Source organism: Thalassomonas sp. RHCl1 (assembly GCF_947387555.1).
Classification (GTDB): Bacteria; Pseudomonadota; Gammaproteobacteria; order Enterobacterales; family Alteromonadaceae; genus Thalassomonas.
The window spans coordinates 410772-428024 of the sequence record NZ_CANDNZ010000003.1 but is presented as its reverse complement, the minus strand read 5'-3'; the positions used below and the strand labels follow the sequence as shown (position 1 = coordinate 428024).

The window sequence follows — 17253 nt, the reverse complement described above, 5'->3', positions numbered from 1 at the left end:
AAAGTGGATTCATCGAAAAAAGCTAATGCTGTTTCTAACGAAAAGCGCATCCTATCCATCGATGGTGGAGGAATTCGTGGTTGTCTAACACTTGGCTACCTACAAAATATTGAAACAATAGTGCGTAAGGAACTTGATAAGGAAGATGCCGTTCTTTCTGATTATTTTGACTTGATCGGCGGGACGAGCACCGGCGCACTTATTGCGGCACAGTTAGCACTTGGTTTTGATGTAGCAACGATAAGAAAGAATTATGAAAAACTAGGAAAAAAAGTTTTTTCAAAGCCTGCATACCTGATAAAGCATCTTCCTCTTATTGGACGCTTGGTAGACAAGCTTTATACCAAGTGGTCTGTTAAACCACTTGAGAAAGCAATCAAAGAAATCATCTCAGAAAAAATCACCTTAGGCTCACCTAGCATCAAAACAGGCCTTTGTGTTGTTACCAAGCGTGCAGATAATTTTAGTACCTGGCCTTTTATCAACCACCCTGACGGCAAATTCTTTGAGGACAATTGTGATATCCCGCTGTGGAAAATACTACGTGCAAGCTCTGCTGCGCCGACTTTTTTTAAACCGATAGAGCTGGATGTTGGCTTATCTGCGGAGCCTGACTTTGGCATGTTTGTTGATGGCGGCGTAAGTATGGCAAATAACCCGGCATTACAACTTTTTCTTATCGCCACGCTTGATGGTTTCCCTTATCACTGGTCTGCCAATAAAGAAGATCTATTGATTGTTTCTGTTGGTACAGGCTTTTGGAAGCGCCGTTTAGATGCCAAGAAACTCAAAAATCCGTGGAATATCTTTTGGGCGCAAAATGTACCGGAAATGTTGATGTTGGATGCTTGTGACAATACTGAACTGCTGATGCAGTACTTATCAAACTCACCCACAAACCGTTATATCAATTATGAAATTGGCGATCTCTCAGGTGATCTGCTCTCAGGTAAGCCTTCTTTATCGTATGTCCGCTACAACGTAGAATTAGAAACAAGTGAAAACTATCGGAAGTACCACGGAGATAAAAATCCTGATATTGCTGCTGCGCTATCCAAATATAGTGAGGCTGATATTGAACGGTTGAGGGAAATGGATAAGGGGAGCAATACTGAAGAACTCCTTAAACTTGGAGATATATTTGCTAAAGAAGAAGTTAAGGCAGAGCACTTCATACTATGATGGTGAGATTGAAGGCAAGTAAAATATAAGTCGAACAGCTGTTTTGGATCTGATTGTTGTTATACAAAAGCTAATCGCCTTTCAATTATCTCCGGCAACTCTAAGAGATTGATGAAAAGGCCTAAATTAGAGCTTAAAAAAATTAAATATTCACTCATTTGTCATCATTAACTGACATTCTAAGCTGAGACTTTTTAAGCATTATAAATAGGAGTAGGGCATCCCCATGAAGCCGACAGCAATCACCGCCGTGTTTGATCTTGATTTCACCCTTATCAACATTGACAGTGCTGAAGGCTGGTTAGCCTTTTTAGCTGAGAAAAAGTTGCCTCACAGCCTACAGGCGATAAAAGAATGTCAGCAGATCATGACAGATTATGATAATGGCACCATGGATATGGCCGCTTATTTAAAAAGCTGGTTTAAACCCATTAATGGTATGCCTATAGCTGATGTTAACGGCCTGGCGCGGCAATTTGCTGAGCAAGTGGTGGCCCCGAAAAGCTTTGCCCGGGGGATCGAAAGGTTAAACTGGCATTTACAGCAAAACCATAAGATCTTAATTGTCTCTGCCAGCCCGGCGATAATCGTGAACCCCATAGCCAAGCTTTTTTCAGTAGCGGATAGTGTCGGCATTGAAAATAGATTGAATGGTAACTGTATCACCGACAAGGTGATTGAACCCTTTAGCTTTAAGGAAGGTAAGGTATTGGCGGTGAACCAGTGGTTAACTTCTCTTTCTTTGACTCCTGATGTGGTTGATTATGCTTATAGCGATTCGATAAATGATGTCCCCCTATTGCAAATGGCTAAACAGGCAATGTGTATCAACCCTGATGTCCGTCTAACTGAAGTTGCCAAACAGCAAGGCTGGACTATTTCGGATTGGCAAGAGCAGGGATAACCTCGAAGTTTAATCATTTATTCGCTTGGGCATGTATTGCAGCAAACTGATATTATCGAAAAATAATTTACTTTAAATATCAGTATAGATAGATAAACTGCCTTAGCTCTCCAACTTCCCGTAAACGTGAGCATTAAGCAATAACCAGTAAGGATTACCATGAGTATTACCCGAATAAATGAATTTTTAGCGGCTGAAGGCAAGGCTGAAGAGCTGTTCACTTTTTTAAAGTCATTAATGTCTTACATATCATCATCAGAAGGTTGCCAGTCATGTGAGGTATTGCAAAGCCAAGATGATGAAAACATTTTTGTCGTGATAGAAAAATGGGACTCTGAGCACTGTCATAAACAATCAGTAGAAAACTATCCAAAAGAAAAAATGGCAGCTGCAATGCCGCTTATTGGCGCTCCGCCAAAGGGGAGTTTTTACCGTAGTTAATAAGTGATTTAATTGTGACTAGCCAAGGCTGTCACGCCATTTTTGAAATAAATCGCTCGTCAGTGCTTGGCTCATATATTAACCAGGTGCTAGAGAACAGTGTTTTAGACTTTATGAAGAAATTTGCAGGTTTTTGGTATAGTTTTGTGGTCGTTGTGGTATTGATTGCTGCCCTAGCAGGAATGTTCGATCAATATTCATATGAAGGTGGTTGGAGCCAAGCTTCGCTATTGGAAAAAGTAGGGATCCCTACGGTTTTTATTACTTTTGTTGGTTTCTGGCTGTTAATGTTAGAAGATTTCTTTGACAATGATGAAATCAAACACAGAGTTTTAGTTGGTTGCAGTTTGTTTTTTCTACATTGGCTAGCCATTTTAATATATTTTTGGACAGTCGTTTACCGCCGTAAAAATACATCATAAGGCCATCAGTTTGTCCGCCTTAAGGCCGAGCTTTTGGCGGTAAACTCTGGTGGCGTCATCTTTCAAAGTTGCTCCTGGAGTGTTAATGGCTAATAGCAAGGTTATTTCACATATTGAAATAGAGGACTCCACAGATCAGGTTATGCGTGCTGTGGAAGTCAGTATTACCTTGAAAGACGGCTCCAAACGTTGGTGTTTCTTCCATTCTCCAGAAACAATCAAGCATTGTGGTGATTTTCTAACAGGAACAAAAGTTCGCTTTCATTACGGAGCAAGGCATATGTTTGTTGTATCCACTTTAACTGAAGAGGTTATACGGCAAGCTTTAATTCAAATCGATGTGGCAGGTAAATAATAGAATGCACAATGCCAATCGAATAAAACATGACAACGGGTATCGTGCAGAAAAATGAGTCGCTTCGCGTCTGCTCTTCTGGTGTGCCAAACATTAGTTGACTATGGAAATAAAAGCAAAGATTGGTGTTGATAAAATTTATCTCGGCATGAATATGACTGAGGTTAGGGCTGCCTGGGGAGATCCTGAAGAAATAAGTACCTTTATCCCTCTCGAAGATAAGCCGCAGGATAGGACTGTAGACTGGAAATATTCTAACGGCATTGAGTTGTGCTTTGATTCGGAAGATGACTTTTTGATCACTAGCATTACTTGTGAGTCACAGCAGGTAACAATAAATGGCTTACTTGTTATTGGCTTAACATCAAAAGAGTTAAGGTTAAGGTTTCCGGCAATAAAACTGGATGATGAGTTTGTACTGGCTATCGACGAGTACAGGCATCCAAGTCTGGAGCTGTCTTTTTGGGTACAAAATGATAGGGTGAATGCCGTGACTATTTATCCGGCATATGACGAGTCAGGCAAAGAAATTATTTGGCCTGAAAGAAATCATTAATAAGATACCAGCCGGTGTTTCGGGCAGTTATAATCCAGGAGGGCATTGATGAAGTTTAATATTTGGTATTTGATTCTTGCTGTAGTTTGTTTTCTGAATTTTTATGTTTCGGTTTATATCGCAAAGCGTGATGATCTTGAGCGCTTTCAAAAAATCGCTCAAGTCATTATCGTGTGGCTGATTCCAATCGTTGGAGCTATTGGCTTGTGGCTATTTCATCGAAGCAATGACCAGGATAGTGCTCCCGGTGGTGGTTCTTTTGGTGGTGGCTCACATAACGGTATCGGTGCTGGTGGCGGTGGAGATTAGCAAAAGTTATAGTTAATTGATAAATAAGGGAAATGATAACTGATTGCTGCGTTTCTAAACCGTTATCATTATCTGGTTATGTAAGGTGCTAACTGTTATTTATTATTCCCGGGAGTGGAAAGAATTATGATTACTGGAGAATGCAATTGCGGAGATATAGCCTTCGAAATTACAGCTAAGGTTTCGGATGTGTATGTTTGCCATTGCTCAATCTGTCGAAGGGCCACCGGTAGTAATGGCATCGCTGTGGTAGTAGTAAATAATAAGGAATTTAGCTGGATTAGAGGGAAAGAGCTAATCAAAACCTGGCATAAGCCTGAACATGACTGGGAAACGAGCTTTTGCCAAAATTGCGGATCATCATTACCTGGCGCCAATGATGAATCACGGATGTATGTCCCTGCCGGGGTCATTTCTAGTGGCGCTGATGAGCTCAGGGTTGCTCACCATATATGCGTTGACTCTAAAGCCAGTTGGGATGAGATAGCAGATAATGGCAAGCAACACCGGGAAGGGTTTACAGGTTAAGTCAGGGTTACGCAGCTAATAAATCAAATCACGATTGCTTGCAAAGCTAGCTGGAGCTACGCACTGCGTACGCCGGGCCATGTTTGAGGCGTTAACTTCACGGGATGAATATGAGTATTTTAGGATTTTTTACACGCTTCACCATCGTTTATACGTTAGTGATGGCAGCAACAGGGATCACAATGGGGCTTTTAGAGGTAGAAAAAGCTGACAGCCTTAATACACCAATATTGATGGCTATCGCCTACTGGTTTTTCTATTCCTACTCGAATAAAAACGCAAGAGTTATCGAAGGCAGCGAGAAATGGAAATTAATTTTCTCTGCGCTGGCAGGTGATGTCTTGGCGAGTCTTTTACTGGGCATTCCAACCATGCTTGCCAGTGAAGTGCCGGTTAAATTTCTGTTCGTTGGTTTGGCAGTAATCATTCCACTGCATTTGTTGTTATTCCTTGCAGTTAATTTTGGAGTTAAAAAACAAATTGTAAAACAGCGGCCAGAGCTTGCACAAAGTTCAGGCCAGCCAGAGTGACGGTCCAACTGTAACAGGCGGAGCTAGCTTTATAATTACTATGCGTATTTTCTTAATGTATTTTATTTTTATCAGTAGTAACTATGACGAATGACAAACCTGAAGGAGTAACTGAGCAAGATTGGCAAAAATATCTTGAACATCAGGCATCTTGGGAAAATAAGCTTAAAGAGCTTTTTGATCAAGAACTTAAACAGAACCCACCGCTCCCGCCATGGCTGAAATATCCGGAATTCGATAACACTGATCTGTTTTGGCGGATGGGGCAAGGGGAAGAATATTTAGCTGATTACTTTGGTGTTTATTTTAAGTACGCTTCAAAAACAGAAGTAGAAAAGTATATTGCTAAATACCCTGAAAAAGAGGGTTGGCAAGGTATATATGAAAGTTATAAAAATGAATAATTGCAGTTTGCAAAGTCGCCTGCCAGCGTTAAGTACTTATGATAAAGCCGCGCTATATTATATGGAGTATATTTCTGTTGAGTTTTCCAAAGAAGGTGAATCCGTGAAGCAAAGGCTGCAAGAGGTGTTATTAGCTAAAGGAACAGCAGCCTCTGAGAAAAGCTTTTGGGAGACTTGTAATCCATTATAGGTTAGGTGAACCGGCAATAGCATCGCGTGAGACTAGTGTCATCGTTTTTTCATAAGAAGGCGTCAGCTTGATATTAGGTTAATGCTTATTCTGAGGTCATCTCCAAAAACTCTTGCCACAATCGCATATCAACAGCCTCCTTGCTTAATAAGTCACTAAATTCATCTTCATCCATAATATCGGCCTGCAATAATAAGTAGGCTTCAGATAAAGCATTGGCTTTATATAACAGCTTGGCCAGGGGAGAAGACGGGGTAATGCGCTGTTGCAGCAAGGCCTGGCAGTATATTTCCGGTATGCCCCACTCTTTAGCGATGTGATAAGAGATATCCAGAGACATTTCAGACATCAGCTCTTTAAATATCTGGCTTCCCGGTGATTCGCCTGGCGCTATGGCTTTTAAGGCATCGCAGAGGCAATTGTAAATAACAACTTTACCTATATCATGAATTAACCCTAAGAAATGAGCATCAACTCCGTTCTCGCCCTCGTCTTCGGCTAACAGCTCACACATAACAGCGCATTGTTGCGAGTGCTTCCAGATTTGAAGGCCAAACTTCTTGTGGTAGGCAGGTGATACGGAAACTAAAGCTTCCATCAATACCGATAAGGCAATTTTGGTTATCCCTGCGGTGCCAAGCACATTAACAGCCTTGTGTACCGAGACAATTTCTTGCTCGCGCCTGGCGTACTTCGCGCTGTTGGCAACCTTTAAAACAGCAGAAGCCAGGCCCGGATCTTTTTTGATAAGCGCGACATATTGCAAGAACTCGCTATTAGGATCCTTTAACATATCGAGTAACTTAATGAGAATGTCAGGCAATGGCGGTATTGCTTTGTTTAGTTTTTTGGCATCCGTCAAGATATCTCTGACATTATGAAATGTTTTTTCTTCTACTATGCTCAAATCGTCATTTTCATTTCCCTTGCCAAACATAACATCATAAAAATCGGTGGATACATTTATCGACATATGGCCTCCCGCCAATAAGTCACGCTTTATCAAAATGTATATAGACAACAGCTTGTAATAAGTAAAGCAGACTTAGGGGGATGCTATCAACTAGTTGAATATTCTGGTTATTTGCTTCTGGAGCTTTAAGAAAGGGCTGCATTAATACAGCCTGTACAATGCCTTTAGTGGTTTATTATCAGGCTGTGGCAAATGTAGTTGCTCTTTTTTGTTGTTTTACCAATGAATTTGACGGAGGGGGGAAATAGAGGTATGCAATTGCAGTTCATTGGCCTGTAGCAGTGTTTGTGTGTGCTCGGTGACTCTTGTCACTAGAGCTTCATTGCTACAGCCGGTTTGGCTGCTTAGTCCTACCCAGGAGTTTCGGCTGGTTTTTTTAGCAGCAAAAAGGCAAAAGTCTGCGACATCAACCACTTGATGCCAGGCTAATGCCGCAGGTTCTTGCGGCAGAAACGGGTAGGTGGCAAAACCGATAGAGCAGGTTTTCTTCAGTACTTTGCCGCTGCCGATATCAAAAGCATGGTTTTCAACCGCCTGCCTTAATCGTTCTGCCAATTGCGGTGCTTCATTACGATCGGCAAAGCGGGTGAGCACCAAAAACTCTTCGCCGCCCCAACGGATCAGAAAATCAGCGTCCCGGCAGATTTGCTCAAGAATTTCTTTTATTTGAATCAACACATTATCGCCGGCAGTATGGCCGTGAACATCGTTGACCAGCTTAAAATGATCTAAGTCGATCATGAAGAATGTCAGATCGGCGTCAAGCGGCTGCTCGGTGCTTTTTCCTTCATTCCAGCGCTGATATTTACGCAGTGCCAGGGCAATGTCCTGCTCTATGTTATTGGCTAAAAAGCGGCGGTTTTTCAGCCCGGTCAGGGGGTCGGTTAAACTCACTTGCTCTAATTGGCTGTAGGCCGCTTGTAATTCCTGGGTTTTACTTTGTAATTGTCGGGTACGTTCAGCAACTTTGCTTTCTAAATGGCGGTTAATATCCAACAGTTTTAACTGGTTTTCCACCCGGGTTAACAATTCGACTTTAGATACGGGTTTACTCAGGTAATCATTGGCGCCGATAGCAAAGCAGTGCACCAGGTCATTCACCTGGTTTTTGGCGGTTAAAAAAATCACCGGCAACTCATTGACGGGATAGCGGTCACGAATTTTCTGGCAGACGTCATAACCGGAGATTTTCGGCATCATAATATCGAGTAACACCAGATCAAAAGGCTCTTTTGCTTCAAGCGCCTGCAATGCCTGTTCGCCGCTGCCGGCTTCCACCAGCTGATAATTTTGCAGCGCAAGGTGGTTATGCAATACCTGGCGGTTAACCGGTTCATCGTCAACGATTAATATCCTGAATTTTTCATTATTGGCTTGGGGCAGCGGTGAAAAGGCTTCCTGCAAGGTTTCATCCTCATCGTTTTCTATCAGGTGCAGGCGTGCTACCGTTGGATTGCCGACAAGTTGTTTATCCGCCTGCTTTTTCGACACCGGTAAGGTAAAACTGAAGGTTGAGCCCCGGCCAAGTTCAGAGTCAACTGTGATTAAACCGCCGTGTAATTCCACCAGTTGCTTGCTTACGGCAAGGCCCAATCCGGTGCCGCCGTAATTTCGGGTTGCGCTGCCCTGAACCTGCGCAAACGACTCGAAGATGGCCTTAAATTTATCTTTTTCAATGCCGATACCACAATCGCAGACATTGATTTTAAGCCAGGTCTTTTCTATTTGAGCTGAGATCTGTATACGGCCTTTATCGGTGAATTTGATCGCATTTTCCACCAGGTTATGCAGTATTTGCTGTACCCTGTCTTCATCGGCCCAGGCGGGGGGCAAGTCACTATGGATAGCATTGATCAGCTCAAGTGGTTTATCGGCAATAAGCGGCTTTGACAAGGTCAACACTACCTCTGTGATGGTATGTAAATCAACCGGCTTGGCATGCAGCACCAGGTTATGATTTTTTAATTTGGAAAAATCAAGAATATCATTCACCAAATTCGCCAGCCGTTTGCCGCTGGCAATGATCATGGCAAGGTTGGTGGTACTGGCTTTTGACTGGCTGCCGCCGACACCATCAATCAAGGACTCGGCAATGCCGATAATGCCGTTTAACGGTGTGCGTAATTCATGTGAAGTATTGGCCAGAAATTCATCTTTGAGTTTATCTACCTGCTTGAGCTGGCGATTGATTGCGCGCTCATAGTGTACTTTTTTACGCTGGGCATAAACAAAGGCAAATACCGCACTTGCAAACAACATGGCATAGATAAAATAAGCCCACCAGGCTTTCCACCAGGGCGGCAATACCGTGATATCAATGGCAGTGCCCTGTTCGTTCCATACTCCCTCGCTATTGGCGGCCTTAACTTTAAAAACATAGTGCCCGGGATCCAGGTTGGTGTAGGTAGCCATGTGATCATTGCCGATGTAGTTCCATTCTTTGTCAAAGCCCTGTAATTGATAGGCGTATTGGTTTTTTTCTGCCAGGCGGTAGTTGAGGGCGGCAAACTTAAAGGAAAATACCGATTGGCTGTGTTTCAGGGTGAGCGTTTTACTTTGGTTAATGGCATATTGTAGCGGTGAATCCTTCGCGCCGATAACCGCCACCTGATTGAAAATTTGCAGCTCGGTGATCACCACCGGCGGCGGGATGGGATCGGCAAAAATTTTACCGGTATCAATAATGGTAAAGCCGTTGGTGCTGCCGAAGATAATTTCCCCCCGCCGGGTTTTTATATGTGCGGGGCGATTATAAACATTGCCCGGCAAGCCGTGTGCTTTATCATAATTTTGAAATTTGTGGCTGCTCGGGTCAAAACGGGATAAGCCGTTTTCCGTGCTCAGCCATAAATACCCCTGATCGTCTTGTAAAATACCTGTGACCACGTTATTCGCCAGGCCGTCTTTAACCCGGTAGCTGGTAAATTTTCCCGTTTGCCGATCGAAATGTTTGAGTCCGTTGCCATGCGTGCCCAGCCAAAGATTCCCGGCCTTGTCCTCATAGATACACCAAATATAATCGCGGTTTAAACGGCTCAGATCCTGCTCCTGGCTTTGAAAATGATCAAAAGAAAAACTTTCCCTGTCCATCAGGTTGAGGCCGCCGGAGGTGCCGACCCAGAAATTGCCCCGGGTGTCTTCGTGAAAGTCATGCACCTCACCCGAGGGAAAAGTGCTTGCTTGTCGGAGATCGGCGCTATTGCTGATAAACCGGTTGGCTTGGCGATCGAAACGGTTGACCTCTCCGTCATGTGTGCCTGTCCACAGGTTTTTTTGGCTGTCTTCATAGATGGTCCAGATAGTGGCATTGCTCAAACTATAGGGGGCTTTATGTGCCGGCCGGTAATGAATAAACTTTCCGGTTTCAGCGTTAAAACGGCTGATGCCACCGCCGGCACTGCCCACCCACAGGGTGCCGAGGTGATCTTCAAGCAGCGTTAATGTGGCGGGGGCGGGCAGGCTGTCAGCAAGTTGCGGATCGTGCTTATAGTGGTTAAAAGCACCTGTTTGCCGGTTAAAATAGTTGAGACCACCTTCGGTACCCACCCACAGGTTGCCCCGCTCGTCTTCGGTAAAGGCCAGTACGCCGTTGTGACTCAGGCTGTTATTATCCCGAGGATTATGTTGATAGTTAGTAAAAGATGAGGCGTAGGGGTCCAGCCGGGAGATGCCGACAGGGAAGTGACCAAACCACCAGTCGCCGTGTTTGTCCTGATAGATGCTTCGGATTTTGTTGCTGGGCAGGCTGTCCGGTTCGCCCGGGCGATGGAGAAAGCGTAAGAAACGGCCCGTGTCCGGGTCAAACTGGTTAAGGCCGCTGCCTTCGGTGGTGATCCACAGCTTACCGCTTTTGTCTTCGGCGATATCCGTGACGGTATTGGCGCCTATACTGGTGATGTCATTGGGGTCGTGGTGATAACGGATGAACTTGTCGCTGCCAGGTTCCAGGCGGTTTAAACCGCCGCCAAAAGTGCATATCCACAGCCGTTGTTTGCTGTCTTCATAGATACTTGAAACATCATTATCACTTAGGCTGTTGGCATCATTGGCATCATTGGCATCGTAACGGTAGCGTTTCACTTGTTGATTTCGCGGATCGAAGCGGATCAAGCCTTCCCCCTGGGTTGCCAGCCATAATATACCTTGAGAGTCTTCGTAAACCATACGCAAAATGTCGTGGCCTATGTCCTTGGCATTATCTGTTTGCTGCTGGTAGCGGGTTGTGTGCCGGGTATCGGGGTTAAATAAATTAAGGCCGCCGCTCCAGGTGGCCAGCCAGAGCTTACCGTCTTTGCGCTCAAACATCGAACGTACGCTGTCATGGCTGATGCTTAATGGGTTATCTGGTTCATGCTGATAACGGACAAAGCTGTCGCTCAGAGGTTCATAGCGGTTAATGCCGCCGCCTCGTGTTGCAACCCATAGCCGCTGTTTGCTATCAACAATGAGATCTGAGATATAGTTGTTACTTAAACTGCCGGCATCGGCAGGGTCGTGCCGGTAGATCTTAACGCTGTAGCCGTCGTAACGGGCCAGTCCCGAAGGTCCGCCAAACCACATAAACCCCTGCGGGTCTTGTACTATGGCCCAGGGGACGCCGATAGCATCGAGCTCAGCATTTTCAATGGTTTTAAAGCGTGGTGTGTGCGCCGTCTTACGGCTGATTTCAGTTGCTTTTTCAATGACTTCACTGCTGTAACTCAGGCAGGGCAAGAGTAGCAGGGCGATCAGGGACAAGTGCTGACAGATTATTGAAAAGATGTGTCTGCAAACGAAGTATTTATGGCTCAAAGAAATGTTGCCGGGATTCGTGATGTCAGAGCAGTTAAGCCGAGGTTTAATAGTTTTTGATGCTAAGAGTTCATACAGATGAAGCTGCTGCTTATTCATCGCTATTTAGTCCTTCGGCTACTTGGCCTGGTGAGCTGGCGGCAATGTTGGCAAAGGGAGGGGAACGAAAGTTGCAGGAAAACCCCGGGCTGCCGGGTGAAGACTAACCATGGAAAATAGCGCTGTTTTGTCATATCTATCAAAAAAGGAATGCTAACTTACCGACAACCTTTCATTAGCTTAGTCTAGTTAATATTATTTTGAAGATAGCGGCTGGCTTGAGCTGCTTTTGAAGCAGTTAATTTTTCTCAGGCCGTTCTTCAAGCAAATTTGAGCGGGCTGTCCGCTGGATTTATTCTCTTGAACATTTGCTAAGCGCGTCGGATATAAACGTGGCAAAGCACTCCCGTCAATTTTTGAGAAACCAGAGTTTAAAAATTGTTTTTATCGTTTAATCATATTTGGCTTGACTCGACGGGGAGGGAGCATCTCTCTGCTGAGGAATAGGGAAGGAGGAGGTTAACTGGTGAGTGAGCAGCTGTGAGTGGCTGGGATTATGGAGGTGACCTGAGTCGATAACAGTCTGAGAAATTTTTGGCAACACAAAATCAACGGCTGTGTCTTAGCTTTACATCATATAACGGGAAGGCATTCGGCTCCTTGTTTATTACAGGAGTTCGGGCAAATTTCGTTCGGTACTCATTTACCTCTCTCAGTTAAGGTTAAGGCGGAGCAATGGCATTTATTTGCGGTATTATTTTATTAATTTTGAGCCTGTTTGGCGGATATAAGTTTATGAACGGCAATCTGTCGACACTATGGCAGCCCTTTGAGATCATTATGATTATTGGTGCCGCGGCCGGTGCCTTTATCATAGCGAACCCCCGCCATATCATTAAGGCGGTATACGACAATATCCTCATTTTTATCTCACCTAAAAAGCATCAGGCGGTCGACCCGTTAGACGTGTTAGGGCTGATTTATTCGTTGTTGGAGATTTTAAATAATGAGGGGGCCCAGGCTTTGGGTAAGCACATTAATGCCCCGAAACGCAGTGAACTGTTTAAGCAATATCCGCTGGTTTTGTCTGATATCTGCCTGACCAACTTTATTGTCGATTATTTCCGTATTATTTCTACCGGCAAAATGAGCAGCAAGGAAATTGGCGATCTTATCGATATAGAGATCGAAAGCCGCCTTCAGGAATTGTCTATGCCCGCTGCGGCCTTAAATAAAACCGCCGATTATTTACCCGGTTTCGGTATTTTATCCGCGATATTGGGAATAGTGACTGCGATGGGATCACTGGGGGGAGATCCTATGTTATTAGGTCAGCAGGTAGCCTCGGCCTTAATCGGTACTTTTATCGGTTTATTGCTCGGATATGGACTTATCGGCCCGTTAAGCAGTGCCCTTGCCTATCGGGCGTTAGAAGAAATTAAATTATTCGATGCCTGTAAGGGCGCCCTGATTGCCACCGTAAGCGGTATTCCGCCGAAGTTGGCGATTGAATTCGGTCGAAAAACCTTGTTTAGCACCGACCGGCCGAGCTTCAAGCAGGTGCAAAAACTCACTCAGGTAACAGCGTCATGAACCGTATAGACAGTATTCTCGACTCTCATGGCGGTGGCAGCTGGAAAATTGCCTTTGCCGATTTTGCCATGGCGATGATGGCGGTATTCTTAGTGTTATGGATGACCGCGGTACTCGATCAAAAGCAGAAAGTGATGGTGGCGCAGTATTTTTTAGATAAGGATAAGATGAAAGCTCTCACTCCCGCTAATGAAGTGAAGAAAAAAGTGGAAGAGGCGGAGCCTGAGCCTTTGCCTTTGCCGCAGGAGTTAGAATTCCCCCTGATTGAGCAAGAGTCAAAACAAGAACAGGTGCAAGAACAGGAGCAAACGCCGCCAGAGCCGGTCGCATTAAGCCCGGTTGAGGTCTTGATGGAAAAAATTCAGCAAAGTCCGGCGCTGCAGGAATATTCAGAAGAAGTTGTATTGTCGATGCATGCTTTGGGATTAAAAATTCAAATTATGGACTCGGTTAACCAGTCCATGTTTACCCTGGGGGACAGCCAGTTAACAGCGGCTTCTGATCAGATATTGGCAGAGCTGGCTCCACTGCTGAATGCAACTGAGCATCGTATCAGTATTAGCGGTCATACCGACAGCCTGGCATTTCCCGATGATTTTGCCACCGATAACTGGACATTGTCCCTTAACCGGGCCGACAGCGCCCGCCACTCGTTGCTTAAAGCCGGGCTGCAAGCGGATAGAATCGCGGAAATTGTCGGTATGGGCGACTCGCTGCCCTACGATGCAGAAAATCCGGAAGCGGCCATTAACCGCCGTATTGCTATCGTTGTATTAAATAAGGACGTAGATCAATCGATGATGAAGGCACGCTCCGGGCACTAAGCCTGGGGCCAGGGGCATGACTTGTCGTCGGGGGAGATACATGATTTATCAAGCTAAGTTACATAAAAAGGTGTTTAATTTTTAATGAGCTCAGTTACTCCCCCCAATATGCCGTTAAATAAGGCAATTGATGTCGGTTGCAGCATCAGCCATGGCGGGCAGGAAAATCGCCACCGTTTAGTGCAGCACTCGGGCAACGAAGTCAGAGGCCCGCAACGACAGGATGCTACGCCTCTGACCCAGGCAAAAAATCGCCGTCATCTCAATACCTTGACGGCTGCCGCCTTTCGCCCCTGGGAGCGTCTCACGGCAGGGCAAATGCATATACTTAACCAGCAGAATTTAGCCTTGGGGGTACCTGGCGTTGATATTAAGCAGCCCAGCATTAAAGCTATCCCTTGCGGTAACCTTTCAGCTAAGTTACCGCCGATAAAGCACCAATCTTTAAAACGAAGGAAAGTGAAAAAAGCCCATCAACTAAAACAAACAGAAAATATTATTGAATTGGTAGAAACACTTTTTAAAGAATGGTTTCTTAAAGGTTAAATAATACGGTTTTCTGGCTTCGAGCGACCTGGTTTGGACTTACCGGTTTTTACCCGTTGTTCGCAGCTGTTAATGCCTGTTTCGTTTGTCTTCATCCGGGGCCGGTTTAAGTGATTTTGCGGTTCATCTCAAGTCTCGTAAAACTCAAATGCAAAAAATTGCTTAAGATCTCGGTAAAGCGGCGTAAAGAAATAAACCAGAGAAGTCCATTCCGGGGCATTTCCTATTAAGCCGGTTCGGGACAACCTGCCAAGTAAAGCACCAAGCACATCTGAATTTACTTTAACCTGATAAGCACAGTACTGGCTGGCTTCTTCGTATTGTACATGCGGGTTAGGCAAAGTATCATCATCCGCCGCTCTTTCAGGTTCCTTGACATGTAAATCATCTGTGTAGGGCAGCCCGCCCTTATCCAGATAAAAGAGGATCAATATCTCCCGGTATGATAACTCCGAAAATATTGATAGTATTTCCTGGTAAAAATCAGGTTGTTTCTCAATTAATCCCGAAGAGTCGCTGGCCACAAATAACTTCTTTAAAGTATTCACTTTTTCTACTGAAGATGCTCTTTCAACAGCCTCAATAGTCCTGATAAGGCATGCTAAATAGCCTGGACTTGCTTTTTTAACGTCAGAAAGGCTTATTTCATCAGACTCTAATCCTGTGAGCACTTTGTTTACCGCATTTTTATTCGCCATCTTTTTTATGATGGAAAATACTTTAGCTGCTGATTTTATCTCGGGTGTTATAAGAGAAGTCATTTCTGTTTTCCATTTTAGTAATGCCGATATATTGCCAGGTATTGAATTTATAGCGGACTCATTCCGGGGCGAAACTCCCTGAAAATTAAGGTTACTGGATATGGCACCGGCGTGCCATGACTTTATCAAGCACTGTCCGGTTTTCGTACCAATTATAGCTGTTAAATTCCGGGAAATTGCTTTGCCATGTTTACCTGTTATAGGGGGATCGGCGACAGAGGCGAGCGTTAGTGCTCTGATGCTCCCGGGCATTAATTGCTGCTGCCAATTGCTCTGCATGATTACCGGTGTGAATTTTGACCTGGCTAAAGTCTTTAGCAAAGCGGGGTTCAAAAAAGGCCCGCTCTCGTGTGGAAATTGATGTGCCTTTGGTGTTCAACTCTTCAACCGCAGACTTTATATGGCGGGGGGCAGGCATTTCACTATCTGCTTGATTTTTTGACTGAACCCCACGGGATAGACTTTTGGCTGCTTTACTCTGCGGCCGATTAATCAAGTCGGCATTGGAGGTCTTTATGACGTTGTCGGCGATATGGTCGGCTTCGCGGCTTGAGTTCAATCTATGAGCGCAACACACTGGTTAAATCTTTCAGCAGGTGTTTCATATTGTAGAGTCTTCCTTGGTCTTTCGTTAAGTTTTCTGGCGACGCTACTCAATTTTTGCTGGCTATGTTTAGATAAATCGGTTCCTTTTGGGAAATATTGCCTGAGTAACCTATTTGTATTTTCATTTGAGCCTCTTTGCCATGGTGAGTATGGATCGCAAAGATAGACATCGACTTTTGTCGCCAGAGTAAATTCTTTGTGGTTTGTTATCTCATAGCCTCTATCCCATGTAAGAGATTTATACATTTCACGGGGTAACTTTTTAGCTTGTTTGATTAATGCTTCTATGACGGTATTTGTTTTACTGTCTTGCACTTTAGCAAGCATTACATAGCGAGAATGGCGTTCCACAAGTGTTGCAATGTACGAATTATTTGAGCCTTTAATAAGGTCTCCCTCCCAATACCCAGGGACAGCTCTATCTTCAACAGATGCTGGTCGTTCACTTATTGAGACTGCATCTGGTATTTTACCTAACCCTTTGTTTTTTAGAGTAGCATGTGTGGAATAGCGCATAACCCGCTTTGATCTCAAGCACTTCTGTAGCTCTTTCTTCAAAGCACCTCTAGCTTGAATATACAAAGTTTTATATATCGTCTCATGTGACACGTGAAAGCCCTCATCGCTGGGGAAAGTTCTTTGTAACCAGCCTGCAATTTGCTGTGGTGACCATGAACATCTAAGCTTTCGAGCAACAAGGGTTGCCAGCGACTTGTTCAAAGCCAGTTTACAGTCCTTTGGACGCATTGCGTTGTCCCATGCCGCTTTATCAGCTTTTACTACACGATACTTATCATAACCACCGTTACGCTTTATTTCACGACAAACTGTTGAAGGGGCGCGTTTGAGTTTTTCTGCGATGGCTCTAATTGATTGTTTGGCTGATATGCCTCGAGATATTTCTTCTCATTCATATAGCGTTAAGTGGCTTTTATCCCTCCGCCTATCACGAGGTCGAATTCCTCCCGATTCCCCAATAATTCTAGCTATCGGAGGATGGTGCCGATCAAATAATCTGGCAATATCATGAAGTGAACAGCCTTGTTGGTATTTTTCCCACATCAATGCTCTTTGCTGAGCGGTATAAATTATACGAGTTCTTCTTTTCATTGCTACGCTCCTTTGAATTAAGGATAGCGTTGCATTCATCATTTGAACTCAAGGGGCAAAACAGCCACTTAACCCGGTTCACACGGGCTAATTGACTAAGCTTTGTGCAAACGCTTGACCATCCCTGTACAGCGGAGGCATTCCAGTGTAACGTGCGCCCTTTTGCTGTAATCAATACCGGGTAAAAGG

At 44.5% G+C, this 17253-nt stretch carries 18 protein-coding genes and 1 pseudogene; 14 read left to right on the top strand and 5 right to left on the bottom strand.

Going from position 1 to position 17253, the window contains the following annotated elements:
- Positions 1-3 precede the first annotated feature (3 nt).
- From QL234_RS12220 to QL234_RS12170, 11 genes are all read left to right on the top strand, one after another.
- On the top strand, positions 4-1182 hold the full coding sequence (locus tag QL234_RS12220) for a patatin-like phospholipase family protein (RefSeq protein WP_281558121.1): 1179 nt from the start codon (positions 4-6) through the stop codon (positions 1180-1182).
- A 226-nt stretch (positions 1183-1408) separates the two neighbouring features.
- Positions 1409-2086: an HAD family hydrolase gene (locus QL234_RS12215; RefSeq protein WP_281558120.1), complete on the top strand. Its 678-nt coding sequence runs from the start codon at positions 1409-1411 to the stop codon at positions 2084-2086.
- A gap of 159 nt (positions 2087-2245) precedes the next feature.
- The gene (locus tag QL234_RS12210; protein WP_281558119.1) at positions 2246-2527 is read left to right on the top strand and encodes an antibiotic biosynthesis monooxygenase family protein; all 282 of its coding nucleotides are present in this window, start codon (positions 2246-2248) and stop codon (positions 2525-2527) included.
- A 14-nt stretch (positions 2528-2541) separates the two neighbouring features.
- Positions 2542-2949 carry a hypothetical protein gene (locus tag QL234_RS12205; RefSeq protein ID WP_281558118.1) on the top strand — a complete coding sequence of 136 codons (408 nt, stop codon included), beginning with the start codon at positions 2542-2544 and terminating at the stop codon, positions 2947-2949.
- Between the two features lie 85 nt (positions 2950-3034).
- The gene (locus QL234_RS12200) at positions 3035-3304 is read left to right on the top strand and encodes a hypothetical protein (protein WP_281558117.1); all 270 of its coding nucleotides are present in this window, start codon (positions 3035-3037) and stop codon (positions 3302-3304) included.
- 103 nt (positions 3305-3407) lie between these two features.
- Positions 3408-3860 carry a hypothetical protein gene (locus QL234_RS12195; RefSeq protein WP_281558116.1) on the top strand — a complete coding sequence of 151 codons (453 nt, stop codon included), beginning with the start codon at positions 3408-3410 and terminating at the stop codon, positions 3858-3860.
- 48 nt (positions 3861-3908) lie between these two features.
- On the top strand, positions 3909-4169 hold the full coding sequence (locus QL234_RS12190) for a hypothetical protein (RefSeq protein ID WP_281558115.1): 261 nt from the start codon (positions 3909-3911) through the stop codon (positions 4167-4169).
- Between the two features lie 126 nt (positions 4170-4295).
- A complete protein-coding gene (locus QL234_RS12185; RefSeq protein WP_281558114.1) occupies positions 4296-4697 on the top strand; it encodes a GFA family protein in 402 nt (133 codons plus the stop codon).
- A gap of 110 nt (positions 4698-4807) precedes the next feature.
- Positions 4808-5227 carry an ABZJ_00895 family protein gene (locus QL234_RS12180; protein WP_281558113.1) on the top strand — a complete coding sequence of 140 codons (420 nt, stop codon included), beginning with the start codon at positions 4808-4810 and terminating at the stop codon, positions 5225-5227.
- A gap of 83 nt (positions 5228-5310) precedes the next feature.
- A complete protein-coding gene (locus tag QL234_RS12175) occupies positions 5311-5631 on the top strand; it encodes a hypothetical protein (protein ID WP_281558112.1) in 321 nt (106 codons plus the stop codon).
- Positions 5609-5821 carry a hypothetical protein gene (locus tag QL234_RS12170; protein WP_281558111.1) on the top strand — a complete coding sequence of 71 codons (213 nt, stop codon included), beginning with the start codon at positions 5609-5611 and terminating at the stop codon, positions 5819-5821. Before QL234_RS12175 ends, QL234_RS12170 begins: the two co-directional genes overlap by 23 nt.
- Positions 5822-5906: 85 nt before the next feature.
- Here QL234_RS12170 and QL234_RS12165 read toward each other — a convergent pair whose 3' ends face one another.
- Both QL234_RS12165 and QL234_RS12160 read right to left on the bottom strand, forming a co-directional pair.
- The gene (locus QL234_RS12165) at positions 5907-6794 is read right to left on the bottom strand and encodes an HDOD domain-containing protein (protein WP_281558110.1); all 888 of its coding nucleotides are present in this window, start codon (positions 6792-6794) and stop codon (positions 5907-5909) included.
- Positions 6795-7010: 216 nt separating this feature from the next.
- Positions 7011-11585 (bottom strand): two-component regulator propeller domain-containing protein, encoded by a 4575-nt coding sequence (locus QL234_RS12160; RefSeq protein WP_281558109.1) that lies wholly within the window; start codon positions 11583-11585, stop codon positions 7011-7013.
- 774 nt (positions 11586-12359) lie between these two features.
- Here QL234_RS12160 and motA point away from each other — a divergent pair.
- The 3 genes from motA (at position 12360) to QL234_RS12145 (ending at position 14587) form a co-directional block, all read left to right on the top strand.
- On the top strand, positions 12360-13217 hold the full coding sequence (motA, locus tag QL234_RS12155) for a flagellar motor stator protein MotA (RefSeq protein WP_281558108.1): 858 nt from the start codon (positions 12360-12362) through the stop codon (positions 13215-13217).
- Positions 13214-14041: an OmpA family protein gene (locus tag QL234_RS12150; RefSeq protein WP_281558107.1), complete on the top strand. Its 828-nt coding sequence runs from the start codon at positions 13214-13216 to the stop codon at positions 14039-14041. The genes motA and QL234_RS12150 overlap by 4 nt, the downstream gene beginning before the upstream one ends.
- A gap of 84 nt (positions 14042-14125) precedes the next feature.
- Positions 14126-14587 (top strand): hypothetical protein, encoded by a 462-nt coding sequence (locus QL234_RS12145; RefSeq protein WP_281558106.1) that lies wholly within the window; start codon positions 14126-14128, stop codon positions 14585-14587.
- A 128-nt stretch (positions 14588-14715) separates the two neighbouring features.
- Here the strand turns inward: QL234_RS12145 and QL234_RS12140 are convergent, their stop codons facing one another.
- The 3 genes and pseudogenes from QL234_RS12140 to QL234_RS12130 form a co-directional block, all read right to left on the bottom strand.
- Positions 14716-15348 carry a hypothetical protein gene (locus tag QL234_RS12140; protein ID WP_281558105.1) on the bottom strand — a complete coding sequence of 211 codons (633 nt, stop codon included), beginning with the start codon at positions 15346-15348 and terminating at the stop codon, positions 14716-14718.
- A 190-nt stretch (positions 15349-15538) separates the two neighbouring features.
- Positions 15539-15766, bottom strand: a complete 228-nt coding sequence (locus QL234_RS12135; protein WP_281558104.1) for a DUF4157 domain-containing protein — start codon at positions 15764-15766, stop codon at positions 15539-15541.
- A gap of 137 nt (positions 15767-15903) precedes the next feature.
- A pseudogene (locus QL234_RS12130) lies at positions 15904-17064 on the bottom strand (IS30 family transposase).
- Positions 17065-17253: the final 189 nt, after the last annotated feature.

Bases quoted from the DNA above. Each gene is read 5' to 3' on its own strand.
- QL234_RS12200 (WP_281558117.1), top strand. From the start codon at position 3,035: ATGGCTAATAGCAAGGTTATTTCACATATTGAAATAGAGGACTCCACA.
- QL234_RS12190 (WP_281558115.1), top strand. From the start codon at position 3,909: ATGAAGTTTAATATTTGGTATTTGATTCTTGCTGTAGTTTGTTTTCTG.
- QL234_RS12195 (WP_281558116.1), top strand. From the start codon at position 3,408: ATGGAAATAAAAGCAAAGATTGGTGTTGATAAAATTTATCTCGGCATG.
- QL234_RS12185 (WP_281558114.1), top strand. From the start codon at position 4,296: ATGATTACTGGAGAATGCAATTGCGGAGATATAGCCTTCGAAATTACA.
- QL234_RS12140 (WP_281558105.1), bottom strand. From the start codon at position 15,348: ATGACTTCTCTTATAACACCCGAGATAAAATCAGCAGCTAAAGTATTT.
- QL234_RS12215 (WP_281558120.1), top strand. From the start codon at position 1,409: ATGAAGCCGACAGCAATCACCGCCGTGTTTGATCTTGATTTCACCCTT.
- QL234_RS12145 (WP_281558106.1), top strand. From the start codon at position 14,126: ATGAGCTCAGTTACTCCCCCCAATATGCCGTTAAATAAGGCAATTGAT.
- QL234_RS12180 (WP_281558113.1), top strand. From the start codon at position 4,808: ATGAGTATTTTAGGATTTTTTACACGCTTCACCATCGTTTATACGTTA.
- QL234_RS12165 (WP_281558110.1), bottom strand. From the start codon at position 6,794: ATGTCGATAAATGTATCCACCGATTTTTATGATGTTATGTTTGGCAAG.
- QL234_RS12175 (WP_281558112.1), top strand. From the start codon at position 5,311: ATGACGAATGACAAACCTGAAGGAGTAACTGAGCAAGATTGGCAAAAA.
- QL234_RS12170 (WP_281558111.1), top strand. From the start codon at position 5,609: ATGAAAGTTATAAAAATGAATAATTGCAGTTTGCAAAGTCGCCTGCCA.
- QL234_RS12150 (WP_281558107.1), top strand. From the start codon at position 13,214: ATGAACCGTATAGACAGTATTCTCGACTCTCATGGCGGTGGCAGCTGG.
- QL234_RS12135 (WP_281558104.1), bottom strand. From the start codon at position 15,766: ATGCCTGCCCCCCGCCATATAAAGTCTGCGGTTGAAGAGTTGAACACC.
- QL234_RS12210 (WP_281558119.1), top strand. From the start codon at position 2,246: ATGAGTATTACCCGAATAAATGAATTTTTAGCGGCTGAAGGCAAGGCT.
- motA (WP_281558108.1), top strand. From the start codon at position 12,360: ATGGCATTTATTTGCGGTATTATTTTATTAATTTTGAGCCTGTTTGGC.